The sequence below is a fragment of the Kitasatospora sp. NPDC024654 genome (genome assembly GCF_055559155.1).
This window is the reverse complement of the sequence record NZ_JBVHLF010000003.1, coordinates 187,141-204,683: the sequence shown is the minus strand read 5'-3', so window position 1 is coordinate 204,683 and position 17,543 is coordinate 187,141. Positions and strand designations below refer to the sequence as shown.

Genomic DNA, 17,543 nt, shown 5'->3' with positions numbered 1-17,543 from the left:
CGCCCGGCGGGCCGTCAGGCGGCCGGCTCGACCGCGGAGGCCGCCGGCGCGGAGCTGCCGATCACCCGACGGGCCAGCGAGCGCGGTGAGGTGAGGAAGCCGAAGCCCCAGCTGAGGTGCATGGTGCCGAGCGCCACCGGCAGCTGCAACCGGGCCCGGACGGACAGGCCGCGCCCCTCCAGCAGCGAGCCGCCGAGGATCGCCGCCAGGTAGCCACCGGGCAGCACGAGGAACGCCGGGTGCACCGCGGCGCCCAGCACCAGCCCGAGCACGACGCCGAGCAGCGCGGCCGGCGGGGCCAGGTAGCGCAGGTTCACCGAGCCGCGGTGGTACCGGGTCACCACCCGGCGCCAGCGGCCGTAGTCCTTGTACTGCTTGGCCAGTGCCCGCACGCTCGGCCGGGGCCGGTAGGTGACCTTCAGCTGCGGGGTGAACCAGATCAGCCCGCCGTCCTGCCGGATCCGGTAGTTGAGCTCCCAGTCCTGGGCGCGGATGAACTCCTCGTTGTAGCCGCCCAGCCGGTCCAGCACCTCGCGCCGGAACACGCCGAGGTAGACGGTCTCGGCCGGCCCGGCCAGGCCGCCGGTGTGGAAGGCCGCGTTGCCGACCCCGATCTTGGAGGTCATCGCGGCGGCGACCGCCTTCTCCCACTCGGTCTCGCCCTCGGCGTGCATGATGCCGCCGACGTTGGCCGCGTCCATCTCGCCGAGCAGTCGGACCGCGGTGGCGATGTAGCCCGGGGTGAGCAGCCCGTGGCCGTCGACCCGGACCACTATCGGGTGATGGGAGGCACGGATCGCGGCGTTCAGCCCGGCAGGGGTGCGTCCGGTGGGGTTGGGCACCGTCCGGACCCGGGGGTCCTCAGCCGCCAGCTCGGCCGCGATCGCGTCGGTCCGGTCGGTGGACGGGCCGAGGGCGATCACCACCTCCATGGCCCCGGCGTAGTCCTGTTCCAGGATGCGCCGGACGGCGGTGCGCAGGTGTCGTTCCTCGTTGAGCACCGGCATGATCACGGAGACCGCCGGCAGCTCCTCAGCAGCCATGGTGTTCATCGGTGCCAACCGTACCGGTGCCCGATGGCCCGCGTCGCTGCCAGGTCCCGTCCCCGGCCGGACCTACCATCCGAAAAGTGCCCGCCCACCGCGCCGCCCCACCCGCCGCCGGCCCGACACCGCGCCGCCGCCGCTGGGCCGGCCGGCTGTCGGCAGTCCTGGCGGCCGCGGTGCTGGCCGTCTCGGGCGGTGGCTGGGGAGCACTGCACGGGGTGGGCCGGGCGCTCGGGCGGGTGGACGCGCTGGTCCCGGGACACCGGCCGGCCAGGCCGGGTCCGGTCACCTTCCTGCTGGTCGGCACCGACGACCGGGCCGGGGTTCCGGAGGAGCTGCTCAAGGAGACCCTGCACGCGGGCGGCGAGCCGTGCCACTGCACGGATGCCATGCTGCTGGTCCAGCTGCCCGCGCCGGGCGGGCGGCTGAGCGTGGTCAGCCTGCCCCGGGACTCCTACGTCGAGATCCCGGCCCACCAGGACCGGACCACCGGCCGGGCGCTCCCGGCCGGCCCGGGAAAGATCAACGCGGCGTTCGGGATGGGCGGCGCCGCGCTCACCGTGCGCACCGTCGAGCAGGCCACCGGCGTGCACGTCGACCACTACCTGCAGATGGACTTCCTCGGCTTCGTCGCCGCGGTGGACGCGGTCGGCGGGGTCACGGTGTGCAGCGACAAGCCGCTCCGGGACGAGTACAGCGGGCTCGACCTGCCGGCCGGGACCAGCCGGCTGGACGGGGTTGGCGCGCTGAAGTACGCCCGGGCCCGGCACCTGGACACCGACTCCGACCTGAGCCGGATGCGCCGTCAGCAGCGCCTGCTGGCCGAGCTGCTGCACCGGGCACTCGGCGACCGGTCGCTGGCCGACCCGGCCCGGCTGGTCGCCCTCGGGGAGTCCGTGCTGGCCTCGGTCACCGTGGACCGGCAGCTCTCCGACCCGGAGCTGCTGGCGCTGGCCACCCGGCTGCGCGGGCTCTCGGCGGGCGACGCCGACTTCGCGACCGTCCCGCTGGCCGAACTGGACCACCAGGTGCCGGGCTGGGGCTCCACCGTGCGGTGGGACCGGGCCGGGGCCGCCGCGCTCTTCGACGCGCTGCGCGCGGGACGGCCGATCGGCTCGGCGGCGGGCAGCCCGGCGCCGCCGACCGCCGGCCCCTCGAGCGGGGGCGTGTCGCCGGCGCTGGTCCGGGTGCAGGTGCTGAACGCCTCCGGGGTGGCCGGGCTGGGTGGCCGAGTGGACGCCAGGCTGCGCGGGGCGGGGTTCGCCACCAGCGGGCTGGCCGCCAACGCGGTGACGGCCCAGGAGCACACCGAGATCCACTACGACCCGCACTGGGACGAGTCGGCGAGGACACTGGCCGCCACGCTGCCGCAGGCCAGGCTGGTCAAGGTGCCGGGGCAGGGCCCGACCCTGCAGGTGCTGATCGGCACGGACTACCGCGGACCGGGGGCCGAGCCGTCCACGGCCCGGCCCGGCCACCCCGGACGACCGGGCCCGTCGCCGGCCCCGAGTCCCACCGCCTCGGCGCAGCCGACCGCCGGCGCCGCTTCCCCGGCCGGCAAGCCGGCGACGGTGAGCACCGGCGCGGAGCTCGACTGCCCGTGAGTACGGCAGCGGGCCGCCACCGCCGTGGGATTCGGCGGTGGCGGCCCGGGTGATCGGCCGTACGGTGGCTCAGCCGGTCGCGATGGCGGCCAGCACGTTCATCCGGCCGGCCCGGAAGGCCGGCAGCAGCGCGGCCAGCAGGCCGACCAGCGCCGCGCCGATCAGCACCGCCACGATCGTGCCGTACGGGATGGCCAGCACGTCCAGCCCCTGGGTCCGCAGCACCCGCTGCGAGGTGACGCCCCAGGCCAGCCCCAGCCCGGTGCCGAGGACCGCGCCGAAGACCGCGATCACCACCGACTCCAGCCGAACCATCCGGCGCAGCTGACGACGCGACAGGCCGATCGCCCGCAGCAGCCCGATCTCCCGGGTGCGCTCCACCACCGACAGCGCCAGGGTGTTCACCACACCGAGGATCGCCACCACGATGGCCAGTCCGAGCAGGCCGTAGACGATGTTGAGCAGGCCGTCCACGCTGCTCTCGATCAGCTTCTTGTAGCCGGCCTGGTCCTTGACCATCAGTTGCGGGTAGGCGGCCAGCGACTGCTGCAGCGAGTCCAGGCTCTTGGCGACGTCCGCGCCGGGCGCCGCCTTGCCGAGCAGGAGCTGCGGCAGCGGCTGGTCGGCGGCCGGGACGGCCTGGTTCACCGTGGCGAGGCTGGTGAAGAAGGAGTGGTCGGAGTACTGGTTGCCCTCGGTGGTGATCAGCTCCACCGGCAGGCTCTGGGTGTGGCCCTTGCCGTAGTCGATGGTCAGCTTGTCGCCGATCGCGATGTGGTGCTTCTCGGCGTAGGTCTGGTCCACCGAGATGCCGCCGGAGAAGGCGGCCGCGGGCGAGCCGGCGGTGACCGGGAGGTGGATGTCGTCCGCGAAGGTCGGGTCGGCCGCGGCCACCGAGGCCTCGGTGGTCTGGCCGTCCGGCGCGGTGATGTCCGCCGGGAGCGACTTCTGCTCGGTGATGTGGGCCAGGCCCGGGGCGCTGCGGGCGGCCTGGACCATGGCCGGCGAGAGCCCGCCCTGCTGCGAGCTGACCACGTAGTCCGCGCCGACCGAGGTGTCGAGCTGCGAGGTGAAGGAGCTGACCATCGAGGAGGTGACCACCGAGGCGCCGGTCACCAGAGCCAGTCCGATCATCAGCGCGGCGGCGGTGGCACCGGTGCGGCGCGGGTTGCGCATCGCGTTGCGCTGGGCGAGCTTGCCGGACGGGCCGAACAGCGCCGGCAGCCCCGCGCCGAGCACCCGGATCACGCCGGTGGCCAGCAGCGGGCCGAGCACCACGAAGCCGACCAGGGTGAGCACCACGCCGAGGCCCAGGTACTCGCCGCCGGTGGCGGCCCGCTTGGCGCTGGCGGCCAGCCCCAGCGTGCCACCGCCGAGCGCGGTCAGCCCCAGGCCGATCCCGGCCCGGACCAGGTTGGCCCGGGCCTCGCTCGGGGTGCCGTGGTCGCGCAGCGCGGCCATCGGCGAGATCTTCCCGGCCCGGCGGGCCGGGATCCAGGCGGCCAGCAGCGTCACGACGATGCCGATCGCATAGGCCGCCACCGGAACGTTCCAGCCGATCACCAGGGCGCCCTGGAGGTTCATCCCGACGGCCTTCATCAACGTGATCATCAGCTCGGCCAGGCCGAGGCCGGCCAGCAGGCCGAAGGTCGAGCCGAGCACGCCCAGGATCAGTGCCTCGGCCAGCACCGACTGGTTGACCTGCCGGCGGCTGCCGCCGATCGCCCGCAGCAGCCCGATCTCCCGGGTCCGCTGGGCGACCAGCATGGAGAAGGTGTTGATGATCAGGAAGCCGCCGACCAGCAGCGAGATCCCGGCGAAGCCGAGCATCGCGTACTTCATGAAGTCGAGGAAGCCGACGTTCTTGTCGCCGGCGGCCTGCTGCTCCGCGGCGGTCTGGACGTCGTAACCGCCACCGACCGCCGCGCCGATCTCGCTCTTGAGCTGGTCGTCGCTGCGGCTACCGTCACCGTAGGCGTTCACCGAGGTGAAGGCGGTGGCGCCGAGCAGGTCCTGCTGGGCGGTCGGGACGTCCATGAAGGCCATCGCGGCACCGGGGTTGGTGGTGGTGAAGGTGGCGATGCCGGTGACGGTGAAGGTGTAGTCGCCGGTGGTGGTGATCACGCGCAGCGGGCTGCCCAGGCCGAGCTTGGCCTTCTTGGCGGTGTCCGCGTCGAGCAGGATCTGGCCGGGACCGTGCGGCGCCTGACCCGAGGTGATCTTCAGCGGGCTGCGCGGGTCGTCGTCCCAGGCGCCGGTCATCGTGGGCGCGCCGGAGGTCGGGCCGACCGCCTTGTTGGTGGCCGGGTTGACCAGGGTGGCGTTCTGCACCAGCACCGAGCCCAGCGCGGTCCTCACCCCGGGCTGGGCGGCGACCGTGGCGACCACGGACGGGGCGAGCGTGGGCACCTTGCCGCCCTGGTCCACCGAGGCGTCGAGCTTGCCGGTCTTCGGTTGGACCGAGACGTCCGAGGCGGTCGAGGCGAAGAGCTTGTTGAAGGTGCTGGTGGCGGTGTTGGAGAAGACCAGGGTGCCGGAGACGAAGGCGACCGACAGCACGACGGCGATCAGCGAGAGCGCCATCCGGCCCTTGTGGGCGAAGAAGCTCCGCAGTGAGGTTTTGAGCAGCATGGTGTCCGGGCCCCGTCTCAGCTGGTGCGCTTGCCGTCGAAACGGCGCATGCGTTCGAGGACGGAGTCGGCGGTCGGGGCGTGCATCTCGTCCACGATCACGCCGTCGGCCAGGAAGAGCACGCGGTCCGCGTAGCTCGCCGCGACCGGGTCGTGGGTGACCATCACGATGGTCTGGGCCAGCTCGTCCACCGAGCGGCGCAGGAAGGTCAGCACCTCCGCGCCGGAGCGGGAGTCGAGGTTGCCGGTCGGCTCGTCCCCGAAGATGATCTCCGGTCGGGCGGCCAGCGCCCGGGCCACCGCGACGCGCTGCTGCTGACCGCCGGAGAGCTGGGTCGGCCGGTGCTTCAGCCGCTCGCCGAGGCCGACCGTCTCCACCACCTGGTCCAGCCAGGCCTGGTCCGGCTTGCGGCCGGCTATGTCCATCGGGAGGGTGATGTTCTCCAGCGCGTTCAGCGTGGGGAGCAGGTTGAAGGCCTGGAAGATGAAGCCGATCTTGTCCCGGCGCAGCCGGGTGAGCTGCTTGTCCTTGAGGCCGGTGATCTCGGTGTCGCCGATCCAGATCCGGCCCGCGCTGACCGTGTCCAGCCCGGCCAGGCAGTGCATCAGGGTCGACTTGCCGGAGCCCGACGGGCCCATGATCGCGGTGAACCGGCCACGGTGGATGTCGACGTCGACCGCGTCCAGCGCCGTGACCCGGGTCTCCCCGGTGCCGTATGCCTTGGTCAACTGGCGCGCGGAGGCGGCGGTGGCGGACGGACCGCCGGGGTTCTCGGATGTCTGCACGGCTGCAGCTGCCGTCGTCACTGGTCTCTCCTACTGGCTCTGAGGTCCCCCGCCCCAGACCTGCGGTGAGACAAGGCCGAGCGGATACCCCAACGCTAGGCGCGCCCTCCCGGCCGATCGTCATCCGCCGGGAGGAACCGGCATGACGACAGTTGTACGGGTCGGCGGAGCCCTCCCCCTAGGGGTCTCCTCCCGGGGTATCAGGGTCGACCGGTCCCCGGGTGTCGGCGGCGGCCGGCACGGGGCGGGGGCGCCGGTTCCCGAGGTCAGGGGCGGCCCGCCGGAACCGGCGCGGCGCGCTGTTCGAGCGCCCCCGCGAAGGCGTCCACCACCGGCCCGAGCAGCAGCTCGGTGGCCGGCTCGACCACCGGGCGGCCGTCCTCGCGCGGCGAGATGTCCCGGTCCAGCACGAACCAGCCCTGGGTGACGTGGGCCGCGCCCATCGAGGTGAGCACCGGGCGCAGCGCGTAGTCCACCGCCAGCACGTGTGCGGGCGAGCCGCCGGTGGCCAGCGGCAGCACGGCCTTGCCGGCCAGCGCATGCTGCGGCAGCACGTCCAGCAGGGCCTTCAGCAGGCCGGAGTAGGCCGCCTTGTAGACGGGGGTACCGATCACCACCCCGTCGGCCGCGGCGACCAGCTCCAGCGCGTGGGCTATCCCGGGGTGGCCGGTGTCGCCCGCCAGCAGCGGGCCGGCCGGCAGGGTGCGGGCCTCCAGGGCGAGCACCTGGTGGCCGTGCGCGGTGAGCCGGGCGCCGACGTGGCGCAGCAGCCGGGTGGTGCGGGAGGTAGGGGCCGGGGAGCCGGAGACGGCGAGCACGACGGGCATGGGGTCACCTCGGGGCAGGGCAGGACAGGGCGGCACGGGGCGCGCGGTGGCGCGGGTGGGAAGGGGTGTGCGGCGTGCGCGGCGGGTAGTCAGCCGAGACAGAGCGCGCCACAGACCCGCCGCAGGTCGACGTGGAGCCGACGGGTGAGGGTCTGCCACTGGTCCATGGCGCTCATGCAAGCACGCTTGCTTTCCGAGCCTGGCAAGGAATCGTGCCGGTCGGTGAAGATACGCCGGAACCTTCACGTCGCCGCACCAACTCTGCTACAAGGCGCCGGGCGGCCCGCCGGGGAGGCGTCCGGATTGCGCCGTTCGGGCATCCTCGACGACATGAACGCATGGCAGCAGGGAAGTAACGGCGGTCCGGACGGCGGCGGTGCCGAGCCGGCGCTCCCCCCGTCACTCGACCCGCGCGGCTCCCGGGCGCGGGGGCGGACCGGGTCGCGCCGGCCACGGCGGCGGAAGGTCGTGGTGGGCGTGCTGGTCCTGGTCGGCGCGGTGCTGGCCACCGCCGGCGGCACCTACGCCTGGGCGGACAGCAAGCTGAACCAGCAGAACGTGCTGGTCGACTACCCGGGCCGACCGGCCGCGGGCAAGGGCACCAACTGGCTGATCGTCGGCTCGGACAGCCGGGACGGCCTGACCGACGCCCAGAAGCAGGAGATGCACACCGGCACGGACAGCGGCAAGCGCAGCGACTCGATGATGATCCTGCACATCGGCGACCACGGAAACACGCTGATGAGCATCCCGCGCGACTCCTGGGTGCCGATCCCGACCCACCTGGACACCGCGGGCAGCGGCCGGACCATCCCGGCCACCACCTCCAAGATCAATGCGGCCTTCGACAACGGCGGCGGCCAGCTGCTGGTGCGGACCGTGGAGACCAACACCGGCATCCACATCGACCACTACGCCGAGGTCGGCTTCGCCGGGTTCGTGGGTATCGTCAACGCGGTCGGCGGGGTCCACATGTGCATCCCGCAGAACATCCAGGACCAGGACTCCGGGCTGAACCTCAAGGCCGGCTGCCAGACCCTGAACGGCACCCAGTCGCTCGCCTTCGTCCGGCAGCGCCACCAGATGGCCGACCAGGACCTCGGCCGGATGCGCAACCAGCAGAGGTTCCTCTCCGCGCTGGCCCACCAGGCCGCCACCCCGGCCACCCTGCTCAACCCGTTCACCCTCTACCCGCTGATCGGCTCCGGCCTGGACACCCTGATCGTGGACAGGAACACGGGCCTGACCGACCTCGCCTCGCTCTTCGAGGCGATGCGCACGGTCAGCGGTGACGGGGGAGGCAAGAGCATCACCATCCCGATCGGCAACGCCGACTACCGCACCCCGACCGGCGAGTCGGCGGTGAAGTGGGACCCGGTGAAGTCCAAGCAGGTCTTCCAGGAGATCGAGAACGACCAGCCGGTGACCGTGGGTTGAGCCACCGGCTGGACCGCGGTGGGCCGGTGGCACTGGTGACCTGGCGGTCGGCCGCGGACGGTACGGAGTCCGTCCGCGGCTGACCGGGCGTGGCCGAGGCCGGGCTTACTGGAAGACCACGCCCTCGTTGCTCGGCTGGAGGGAGCCGACCGTCAGGCCCGCGCTGGAGACGTCGAACTGGGTCACCGGCTGGCCGTCGGTGCCGAGGACGTTCGCGGTCAGCTGGGTGGTCTCGTTCGGCGGGGTGACCACGGCGCCGGCCAGGACGTGGCAGGTGGCGTCGGACTTGTCGCAGCCGGACCACTTCAGGCCGGAGAACGCGGTGGTGTTCGGCTTCAGGGTGATCAGGCTCGGCGCACCCGGGTAGGCGACCCGGTTGGTCGGCAGGTTGACCTGGCTGTTGTCGGCGAGCAGGCCGCCGTAGCCGAGGTAGCCGTCCACGGTGCAGGTGCGGGTGGAGGTGTTGGTGAGCATGACCATCGCCGAGCCCGCGCTCTGGATCTGGACGTCGGCCTTCAGGTCGCCGGTGTGGCAGCGGTTGGAGGCGGCGGCCGCGGTCGAGCCGGCGGCGGGGGTGCTCTTGCCGGCCGGAACGGTCTTGGTGGAGCCGGTGCCCGTGCTGCCCGCGCTGCCGGTGCCGGTCGCCGCGCCACCGGCCGTGCCGCTGCCGCCCGCCGCCGCGCTGGCGGCCGCGGTCGGCGCCGCCGACACGGCCGCGCCGGAGCCCGAGCCGTCGTCGTTGCAGGCGGCCACGCCGAGGGCGAGGGCCAGCGTGGTCAGGGTGACGGCGGCACCGCGGGTCAGCGTGGTCGGGTTCATGGCGTCTTCTCTCCGGTGGTGTTTACGGGGTCCTTACGGACTGACACCCCTCATCACGCCACCGCCGTCCCACCGAGTTGCGCTGTGCCCGTACCGACCCGGTAACCACTGTCACAACCGGGTCACCGGCCGGGGCCGGCCGACAGCGAACGGCCGCCCGCCCCCGAGGGGGACGGACGGCCGTGCCGCCGAAGTACCGCGACGGACGCGCCCTACGGCAGGTTGCGCGCCATCACGATGCGCTGCACCTGGTTGGTGCCCTCGTAGATCTGGGTGATCTTCGCGTCGCGCATCATGCGCTCCAGCGGGTAGTCCCGGGTGTAGCCGTAGCCGCCGAGCAGCTGCACCGCGTCGGTGGTGATCTCCATCGCCGCGTCCGAGGCGAAGCACTTGGCGGCGGCGCCGAAGAAGGTCAGGTCGCTGTCGGTGCGCTCGGACTTGGCGGCGGCGGCGTAGGTGAGCTGGCGGGCGGCCTCCAGCTTCATCGCCATGTCGGCGAGCATGAACTGGATGCCCTGGAAGTCACCGATCGGCTTGCCGAACTGCTTGCGCTCCCGGACGTAGCCCTTGGCGTAGTCCAGCGCGCCCTGGGCGATGCCGAGCGCCTGGGCGGCGATGGTGACCCGGGTGTGGTCCAGGGTCTTCATCGCGGTGGCGAAGCCGGTGCCCTCGGCGCCGATCATGCGGTCGGCCGGGATCCGGACGTTGTCCAGGTAGACCTCGCGGGTCGGCGAGCCCTTGATGCCGAGCTTCTTCTCCGGCGCGCCGAAGGAGACGCCCTCGTCGCCCTTCTCGACCACGAAGGCCGAGATGCCCTTGGAGCGCTGCTCGGGGTCGGTCACCGCCATCACGGTGTAGAACTCGGAGACGCCGGCGTTGGTGATCCACCGCTTGACGCCGTTGAGCACGTAGAAGTCACCGTCGCGCACCGCGCGGGTCTTCATCCCCGCGGCGTCCGAACCGGCGTCCGGCTCGGAGAGGCAGTACGAGAACATGCCCTCGCCGCGGGCCAGCGCACCCAGGTACTTCTGCTTCAGCTCCTCCGAACCGGAGAGCTGCACCGGCAGCGAGCCGAGCTTGTTGACCGCGGGGATCAGCGAGGAGGAGGCGCAGACCCGGGCGACCTCCTCGATCACCAGCACGGTGGCCAGCGCGTCGGCACCGGCGCCGCCGTACTCCTCGGGGATGTGCACGGCGTGCAGCTCGTTGGCCTCGAGGGCGTCCCGGGCCTCCTGCGGGAACCGGCCCTGCTCGTCGACCTCGGCCGCGAAGGGGGCGATCTTGGCCTCGGCGAGGTCCCGCACGGTCTGCCGGAGGAACTCGTGCTCCTCCGAGAGACGGAAGAGATCGAAGTCGGCACTGCTCGCCATGGTCTGCCCCTCTGGGTGACGTTAACTACCGTTAAGTAGATCCTAATTCTAGGCCCGTACCCTGCCTACCCCCCACGTGACCTCCGCGACATGGGTGAAACACCCGGTGAACAGCGGGGACGCCGACGACGTACTCCCTCGTTCGGACCAGCGGATACCATCGGTGGCTGCGAGCCCGACCCGCCGCCAACCGCAAAGCCAACCCGCAAAGGGGAGACCCGTGGCCCTCCGCATCTCGGTGATCGGTACCGGCTACCTCGGTGCCACGCACGCCGCCTGCCTGGCGGAGCTGGGCTTCGAGGTGCTGGGCCTGGACATCGACCGCGAGAAGCTGGCCGCGCTGGCCGCCGGCCGGGTTCCGATGTACGAGCCCGGCCTGTCCGAGCTGCTGCTCAAGCACGTCGCGGGGCACCCCGGCTCGACCGGCCGGCTGCGCTTCACGGACTCCCCGCGGGAGGTCGCGGACTTCGCCGACGTCCACTTCGTCTGCACCAACACGCCGCAGAAGAAGGGCGAGTTCGCCGCCGACATGTCCTATGTCGAGGCGGCCATGGACGCGCTGGCACCGCACCTGACCCGTCCGGTCCTGGTGGTCGGCAAGTCCACCGTCCCGGTCGGCAGCGCGGGCCGGCTGGCCGAGCGGCTGACCGCACTGGCCCCGGCCGGCGAGGGCGTCGAGCTGGCCTGGAACCCGGAGTTCCTGCGCGAGGGCTTCGCGGTCGGCGACACCCTGCACCCCGACCGGATCGTGGTCGGCGTGCGCGAGGGCGGCCGGGCCGAGGAACTGCTGCGCGAGGTCTACGCCACGCCGATCGCCGAGGGCGTGCCGTTCGTGGTCACCGACTACCCGACCGCCGAGCTGGTGAAGGCCGCCGCCAACTCCTTCCTGGCCACCAAGATCTCCTTCATCAACGCGATGGCCGAGGTCTGCGAGAGCGCCGGCGCGGACGTCGTGCAGCTCAGCGAGGCGCTCTCGTACGACGACCGGATCGGCGGCCGGTTCCTCAACGCCGGGCTCGGCTTCGGCGGCGGCTGCCTGCCCAAGGACATCCGGGCGTTCATGGCCCGGGCCGGCGAGCTGGGCGCCGACCAGGCGCTGACCTTCCTGCGCGAGGTGGACTCGATCAACATGCGGCGCCGCTCCCGGATGGTCGAGCTGGCCCGTGAGCAGTGCGGCGGCTTCCTCGGCCGCCAGGTCGCGGTGCTCGGCGCCGCCTTCAAGCCGGACTCGGACGACATCCGGGACTCGCCCGCGCTCAACGTGGCCGCGCAGATCCAGCTGCAGGGCGCCCAGGTCACCGTCTACGACCCCAAGGCCATGGACAACGCCCGGAAGATGTTCCCGAGCCTCTCCTACGCGGACTCCGCCGCCGAGGCCGCCCGGGGCGCGCACGTCGTGCTGCACCTGACCGAGTGGCAGGAGTTCCGCGAGCTGGACCCGGCGGCGCTGGGCTCGGTGGTGGCCGAGCGCCGGCTGCTGGACGGGCGCAACGTGCTGGACGGCGCCCGCTGGCGGGCGGCCGGCTGGACCTACCGGGCGATGGGCCGGCCCAGCTGAGCCGTCCGGAATGGGCGCCCGGCCGCGACCGTTGCACCAGCCATGACGACGCCTGAGGAGAACGGCCACCGGGACCGCGCCGCCGCCCGGGAGATCTTGACCGCGACCGGCGACACCTGGGCCGTGGTGGGCCTGTCCGGCAACACCCGCCGGGCCGCCTACGGGGTGGCCGAGGTGCTGCAGCGCTTCGGCAAACGGATCGTGCCGGTGCACCCGAAGGCGGAGACCGTGCTCGGCGAGCCGGGGTACGCCACCCTGGCCGACATCCCGTTCGACGTCGACGTGGTCGACGTCTTCGTCAACAGCACGCTGGCCGGGGCGGTGGCCGACCAGGCGGTGGCGGTGGGCGCCAAGGCGGTCTGGTTCCAGCTCGGCGTGCTCGACGAGGCGGCCTACCGGCGGACCACGGCCGCCGGACTGCGGATGGTGATGGACCGCTGCCCGGCGATCGAGATCCCGCTGCTCTGAACGTCAGCCGTCCAGCTGCTCCAGGGTGGCGATGGACGGCCGGCGGGTTCGCCGCAGCCGCGCCGCGACCTGCTCGGCGTCGTGCAGCACCCGGACGGCGTTGCCCCAGGTCAGCTTGGACAGGTCGGCCTCCGACCAGCCACGGCGCAACAGCTCGGCGATCAGGTTGGGGTAGCCGGAGACATCGGCCAGGTCCGCCGGGACGAACGCGGTGCCGTCGTAGTCCCCGCCGATGCCCAGGTGGTCGATGCCGGCCACCTCGCGCATGTGGTCCAGGTGGTCGGCGACGGTGGCCGCAGTGGCGATCGGCCGCGGGTGCTCCTCCTCGAAGGCGCGGTGCACCTTCATCGCCTCGGGCGTGTGCTCCAGCTCGTGCATCCCGTGCGCCCGCATGTTGGCGTCGGCCAGCGCCGTCCACTCCACCGCCGCGGGCAGGATGAACTTGGGCACGAAGGTGGCCATCGCGATCCCGCCGTTGTCCGGCAGCTGGGCCAGCACGTCGTCCGGGATGTTGCGCGGGTGGTCGCAGACGGCGCGGGCGGAGGAGTGCGAGAAGATCACCGGCGCCTCGCTCACCCGCAGCGCGTCCCGCATCGTGCTGGCGGCGACGTGCGAGAGGTCGACCAGCATGCCGAGCCGGTTCATCTCCCGGACGACCTCCTCGCCGAACCGGGTCAGCCCGCCGGCGGCCGGCTGGTCGGTGGCGGAGTCGGCCCAGGGCACGTTGTCGTTGTGGGTGAGCGTCATGTACCGCACGCCCAGCTGGTGGAGGGCGCGCAGGGTGGCCAGCGAGCAGTCGATGCTGTGCCCGCCCTCGGCACCCATCAGCGAGGCGATCCGGCCGGCTGCCCGGGCCTCGGCCATGTCCTCGGCGGTGAAAGCGAGTTGGAGCCGGTCGGGGAAGCGGTCGACCAACGCCCGGACGAAGTCGATCTGTTCGAGCGTGGCACTGACCGCGTGGTCGCCGGCGAGGCTGGAGCGGACGTAGACGGACCAGAACTGCGCACCGACCCCGCCGGCGGTCAGCCGGTCGAGGTCGGTGTGCAGCCGCTCGCGCTGGTCGGTGGCCAGGTCGACGGCGTCCAGGTCGTAGCCGACCTGCGAACGCATGGCCCAGGGCAGGTCGTTGTGGCCGTCCACGACGGGAGCGTCGGCGAGCACGGCACGGGCGCGGGAGAGCAGATCCTCGGTCATGCCCCCATCCTGCGCCACGGACCTACTGGTTGAAGCCGAACGCCGCCGAACCGGCCACCTTCGCCCGCAGCTTGCGGCCCTTCTCGGTGGCCTGGGTGTTCAGCTCGGCCTGGAACTCGGTCATCCGCTCGGTGAGCTCGGGGTCGAAGGCGGCCAGCATCCGGACCGCCAGCAGGCCCGCGTTGCGCGCGCCGGCCACCGAGACGGTGGCCACCGGCACCCCGGCCGGCATCTGCACGATCGACAGCAGGCTGTCCATGCCGTCCAGGTAGCGCAGCGGCACCGGGACGCCGATCACCGGCAGCGGCGTCACCGAGGCCAGCATGCCGGGCAGGTGGGCCGCACCGCCCGCGCCCGCGATGATCGCCCTGAGCCCGCGCCGGTGCGCGTTCTCGCCGTACGCGACCATCTCGCGCGGCATCCGGTGCGCGGAGACCACGTCGACCTCGTACGGCACCTCGAACTCGTCCAGAGCCTGGGCGGCGGCCTCCATCACCGGCCAGTCGGAGTCCGAGCCCATGACGATGCCGACGACGGGGGACGTCCCCAGGGTGCTGGTCATTCGGTGATGGTTCCTCTCAGGTAGGCCGCCGCGTGACGGGCCCGCTCGCGCACGTCGTCGAGGTCGTCCCCGAAGACGGTGACGTGGCCGACCTTGCGGCCGGGCTTCACGTCCTTGCCGTACATGTGGATCCGCAGGCCCGGGTCGCGGGCCATGCAGTGCAGGAAGGCGTGGTACATGTCCGGGTACTCGCCGCCGAGCACGTTGACCATCACGGTCCACGGCGCGCGCGGGCGCGGGTCGCCCAACGGCAGGTCGAGGACCGCCCGCAGGTGGTTCTCGAACTGCGAGGTGACCGCACCGTCGATCGACCAGTGGCCGGAGTTGTGCGGGCGCATGGCCAGCTCGTTGACCAGGATCCGGCCGTCCCGGGTCTGGAACAGCTCGACCGCCAGGTGGCCGGTGATGTCCAGCTCGCCGGCGATCCGCAGCGCGAGCGCCTGGGCCTCGCCGGCCAGCGCCGGGTCGAGGCCGGGAGCCGGGGCGATCACCTCGGCGCAGACGCCGTCCTCCTGGACGCTCTCCACCACCGGGTAGGCGACCGCCTGACCGCTGGGCGAGCGCACCACGTTCGCGGCCAGCTCGCGGACGAAGTCGACCTTCTCCTCGGCCAGCACGGGGACGCCCGCCAGGAACGGCGCGGCGGCCTCCTGCTCGTCGCGGACCACCCAGACGCCCTTGCCGTCGTAGCCGCCCCGGACGGTCTTCAGGACGACCGGGTACCCGGTGCCCTCCTCGGCGAAGGCGGTGACGTCGGCCGGGTCGGCGACGATCCGGTGCCGTGGCAGGGGCGCCCCGATGCTGTCCAGCCCGGCCCGCATCACGCCCTTGTCCTGGGCGTTGACCAGCGCCTCCGGGTTGGGCCGGACGGCGACGCCGTCGGCCTGCAACGCGTGCAGGTGCTCGGTGGGGACGTGCTCGTGGTCGAAGGTGACCACGTCACACCCGGTCGCGAAGCGGCGCAGGGTGTCCAGGTCGCGGTAGTCGCCGAGCACGGTGTCGGCCACCACCTGCGCGGCGGAGTCCTGCGGGGTGTCCGCCAGGAGTCGGAACCGCACCCCGAGCGGGATGCCCGCCTGGTGCGTCATACGGGCCAGCTGCCCGCCGCCGATCATGCCCAGCACTGGAAATTTTGCGCTGCCCGGGAGAGTCACGCTGCCAGGATATCCGGGCCGGTCGGGGCGGGTGCACGGGCCGTCGCGCGCGGTCCGCGAGCGGCCGCGGAAGCCCGTGACCGCCGGAAGCGGTTTCCGGAGCCGGTAGCCTGGTTGGCCGGACCTGCTACTGCGCCATTCGGACCAACGGCGGGGACGAGGGGGTGACGCGGGATCTCGACCGCGTCCGAACAGCCACGTCCTCGGTGACCACAGGAGACCTCCGCCCATGTCGACGTCCAACACGCACCGTCGCCCTTCCCTGCTCCAGCGGCTGCGCGGCGTCTCCGGCGAGGTCGCCAAGTTCGGGATAGTCGGCCTGCTCGGCATCGTGGTGAACTTCGGCGTCTCCAACGTGGTGCTGCACCTCACCCACTGGGCGCCGGTGCGCTGCTCGGTGATCGGCACCGTGGTCGCCATCGCGGTCAACTACCTGGGCTACCGCTACTGGGTCTACCGGGACAGCGACGCGGCCTCGCGCCGCCGCGAGATCACCCTGTTCCTGATCTTCAGCGGCATCGGCATGCTGATCGAGAACGGCACGGTCTGGTTCACCACCTACCCGCTGCACCTGACCGGCGGGCTGGCCTACAACGTCTCCAAGGCCGTCGGCACCGGCCTGGGCACGATCTTCCGGTTCTTCTCGTACCGCACCTGGGTGTTCAAGGCGCTGCCCGAGCTGACCGACGAGCAGCCGGCCGACGCGGTGGTCGCGCAGGCCGAGCGGATCCTGGCCGACGAGCGGCAGCCCCGCAGCTACGCCAAGTAGCCGCCTAGCGGGGGGTCTGCTCCGACTCCGGCTCGGCCTCGGCCCGGGCCAGGAAGAGCGCGAAGACCGGCGGACGCAGCGAGAGCAGTTCCAGCCGCCCGCCGTCCGCCTCGGCCAGGTCACGGGCCACCGCGAGCCCGATGCCGGTGGAGTTACGGCCGCTGACCGTCCGCTCGAAGACCCGGTTGCCCAGTTCGGGCGGCACCCCCGCGCCCTCGTCCTGCACCTCGGTCACCACCGAGCTGCCGGACGGGCGCACCCGGATGGTCACCGTGCCCGCGCCGTGCATCAGCGAGTTCTCGATCAGGGTGGCCAGCACCTGGGAGACCGTGCCCGGGGTGCCCATCGCGATGACCCCGGTCAGCCCCTCGATCACCAGCCGGCGCCCGGCCCCGCGCAGCGGCGCGCTCCACTCCTCGCGCTGCTGCCGGAGCACCTCGTCCAGCGCGAAGCCGGCCGCGGTCGGCCCGTGCGCGTCGCGCTGGTTGGTGAGCAGCCGCTGCACCACGTCGGTGAGCCGCTCGACCTGCTGGAGCGCGATGGTGGCCTCCTCCCGCACGGTGTCCGGCTGGTGCGCCAGCGCGGTGATCTCCTCCAGCCGCATGGAGAGCGCGGTGAGCGGGGTGCGCAGCTGGTGCGAGGCGTCGGCGGCGAGCCGGCGCTCGGCGGTGAGCATCCGGGCGATCCGCTCGGCGCTGGCGTCCAGCACCTCGGCCACCCGGTCCAGCTCGATCACCCCGTAACGGCGGTCGCGCGGGCGCGGGTCGCCGGAGCCGAGCCGCTCGGCGGTCTCGGCCAGGTCGGTGAGCGGGCGGACCAGCCGGCGGGCCTGCCAGACCGCCAGCGCCACCGCCGCCTGCACCGCGAGCAGCGCCACCAGTCCGAGCACCAGCAGCATCCGGCCGATCTCGCGGTCCACGTCCGCGCGGGACTGCTCGACCGTCACCGTCTCACCGCTGGCGCCGGTCTCACTGGCGGTCAGCGGCGAGCTGCCGGTCGGACGGTCACCAACCGTGATCAGCGGCTGGCCGGGGATCCGGATCACGGCGAAGGAGCCGTCGGTGACCTGGCTGCTCATCCGGTCGCCGGTGACCGGCTCGCCCGCCGCCAGCCGGTTCTCCACCAACCCGAGGATCCGCACCGCCGAGGCGTCCACCCGGTCCTGCGCGGAGTTGACGATGGTCTGCTTCTCGACCAGCGCCAACGGCACGCAGAACACCACCACGACCACCAGGACCACGCCGAGCAGCGAGTTGATCATCCGGCGCTTCACGGAACGTGCTCCAACGGGTCGGATCTTCGAGAGCGGTGATCGGGAC

Annotated in this window: 16 protein-coding genes; 5 read left to right on the top strand and 11 right to left on the bottom strand. The window is 72.6% G+C overall.

Annotated features, from left to right (window positions below; genetic code table 11):
- Positions 1-14: 14 nt before the first annotated feature.
- Positions 15-1,043, bottom strand: coding sequence for a glycosyltransferase family 2 protein (locus tag ACZ38L_RS03335; RefSeq protein ID WP_465688783.1), 1,029 nt, complete (start codon positions 1,041-1,043; stop codon positions 15-17).
- A gap of 86 nt (positions 1,044-1,129) precedes the next feature.
- On the opposite strand from ACZ38L_RS03335, the gene ACZ38L_RS03330 reads away from it, so the two are divergent.
- Positions 1,130-2,650 (top strand): LCP family protein, encoded by a 1,521-nt coding sequence (locus ACZ38L_RS03330; protein ID WP_465688728.1) that lies wholly within the window; start codon positions 1,130-1,132, stop codon positions 2,648-2,650.
- 69 nt (positions 2,651-2,719) lie between these two features.
- On the opposite strand, the gene ACZ38L_RS03325 is transcribed toward ACZ38L_RS03330, so the two are convergent.
- The 4 genes from ACZ38L_RS03325 to ACZ38L_RS03310 all read right to left on the bottom strand — a co-directional run bounded on the left by ACZ38L_RS03325 (position 2,720) and on the right by ACZ38L_RS03310 (position 7,060).
- On the bottom strand, positions 2,720-5,281 hold the full coding sequence (locus ACZ38L_RS03325) for an ABC transporter permease (RefSeq protein WP_465688726.1): 2,562 nt from the start codon (positions 5,279-5,281) through the stop codon (positions 2,720-2,722).
- Positions 5,282-5,298: 17 nt separating this feature from the next.
- Positions 5,299-6,087 carry an ABC transporter ATP-binding protein gene (locus ACZ38L_RS03320; protein ID WP_465688724.1) on the bottom strand — a complete coding sequence of 263 codons (789 nt, stop codon included), beginning with the start codon at positions 6,085-6,087 and terminating at the stop codon, positions 5,299-5,301.
- A gap of 245 nt (positions 6,088-6,332) precedes the next feature.
- Positions 6,333-6,893: an NADPH-dependent FMN reductase gene (ssuE, locus tag ACZ38L_RS03315; RefSeq protein WP_465688722.1), complete on the bottom strand. Its 561-nt coding sequence runs from the start codon at positions 6,891-6,893 to the stop codon at positions 6,333-6,335.
- Between the two features lie 89 nt (positions 6,894-6,982).
- A complete protein-coding gene (locus tag ACZ38L_RS03310) occupies positions 6,983-7,060 on the bottom strand; it encodes a putative leader peptide (protein ID WP_465688781.1) in 78 nt (25 codons plus the stop codon).
- 163 nt (positions 7,061-7,223) lie between these two features.
- Between ACZ38L_RS03310 and ACZ38L_RS03305 the strand changes: the two genes are divergently transcribed.
- Positions 7,224-8,330, top strand: a complete 1,107-nt coding sequence (locus tag ACZ38L_RS03305) for an LCP family protein (protein ID WP_465688721.1) — start codon at positions 7,224-7,226, stop codon at positions 8,328-8,330.
- A 105-nt stretch (positions 8,331-8,435) separates the two neighbouring features.
- Here the strand turns inward: ACZ38L_RS03305 and ACZ38L_RS03300 are convergent, their stop codons facing one another.
- Positions 8,436-9,149 (bottom strand): DUF4232 domain-containing protein, encoded by a 714-nt coding sequence (locus tag ACZ38L_RS03300; protein WP_465688719.1) that lies wholly within the window; start codon positions 9,147-9,149, stop codon positions 8,436-8,438.
- 212 nt (positions 9,150-9,361) lie between these two features.
- Positions 9,362-10,519, bottom strand: coding sequence for an acyl-CoA dehydrogenase family protein (locus ACZ38L_RS03295; RefSeq protein ID WP_396555190.1), 1,158 nt, complete (start codon positions 10,517-10,519; stop codon positions 9,362-9,364).
- Positions 10,520-10,739: 220 nt separating this feature from the next.
- On the opposite strand from ACZ38L_RS03295, the gene ACZ38L_RS03290 reads away from it, so the two are divergent.
- Positions 10,740-12,077 carry a UDP-glucose dehydrogenase family protein gene (locus tag ACZ38L_RS03290; protein ID WP_465688716.1) on the top strand — a complete coding sequence of 446 codons (1,338 nt, stop codon included), beginning with the start codon at positions 10,740-10,742 and terminating at the stop codon, positions 12,075-12,077.
- 42 nt (positions 12,078-12,119) lie between these two features.
- Positions 12,120-12,545 (top strand): CoA-binding protein, encoded by a 426-nt coding sequence (locus ACZ38L_RS03285; protein WP_465688714.1) that lies wholly within the window; start codon positions 12,120-12,122, stop codon positions 12,543-12,545.
- Positions 12,546-12,548: 3 nt separating this feature from the next.
- Here ACZ38L_RS03285 and ACZ38L_RS03280 read toward each other — a convergent pair whose 3' ends face one another.
- The 3 genes from ACZ38L_RS03280 to ACZ38L_RS03270 are packed head-to-tail and all read right to left on the bottom strand — an operon-like array spanning position 12,549 to position 15,455.
- Positions 12,549-13,739, bottom strand: coding sequence for a dipeptidase (locus ACZ38L_RS03280; protein ID WP_465688712.1), 1,191 nt, complete (start codon positions 13,737-13,739; stop codon positions 12,549-12,551).
- A 22-nt stretch (positions 13,740-13,761) separates the two neighbouring features.
- Positions 13,762-14,301, bottom strand: coding sequence for a 5-(carboxyamino)imidazole ribonucleotide mutase (gene purE, locus ACZ38L_RS03275; protein ID WP_396555197.1), 540 nt, complete (start codon positions 14,299-14,301; stop codon positions 13,762-13,764).
- Entirely contained in the window at positions 14,298-15,455 is a 1,158-nt protein-coding gene (locus ACZ38L_RS03270; RefSeq protein WP_465688710.1) for a 5-(carboxyamino)imidazole ribonucleotide synthase, read from the bottom strand. Before ACZ38L_RS03270 ends, purE begins: the two co-directional genes overlap by 4 nt.
- A gap of 229 nt (positions 15,456-15,684) precedes the next feature.
- Between ACZ38L_RS03270 and ACZ38L_RS03265 the strand changes: the two genes are divergently transcribed.
- Positions 15,685-16,224, top strand: coding sequence for a GtrA family protein (locus ACZ38L_RS03265; RefSeq protein ID WP_465688708.1), 540 nt, complete (start codon positions 15,685-15,687; stop codon positions 16,222-16,224).
- Between the two features lie 4 nt (positions 16,225-16,228).
- Here the strand turns inward: ACZ38L_RS03265 and ACZ38L_RS03260 are convergent, their stop codons facing one another.
- Entirely contained in the window at positions 16,229-17,497 is a 1,269-nt protein-coding gene (locus ACZ38L_RS03260; protein ID WP_465688706.1) for an ATP-binding protein, read from the bottom strand.
- Between the last annotated feature and the right edge of the window lie 46 nt (positions 17,498-17,543).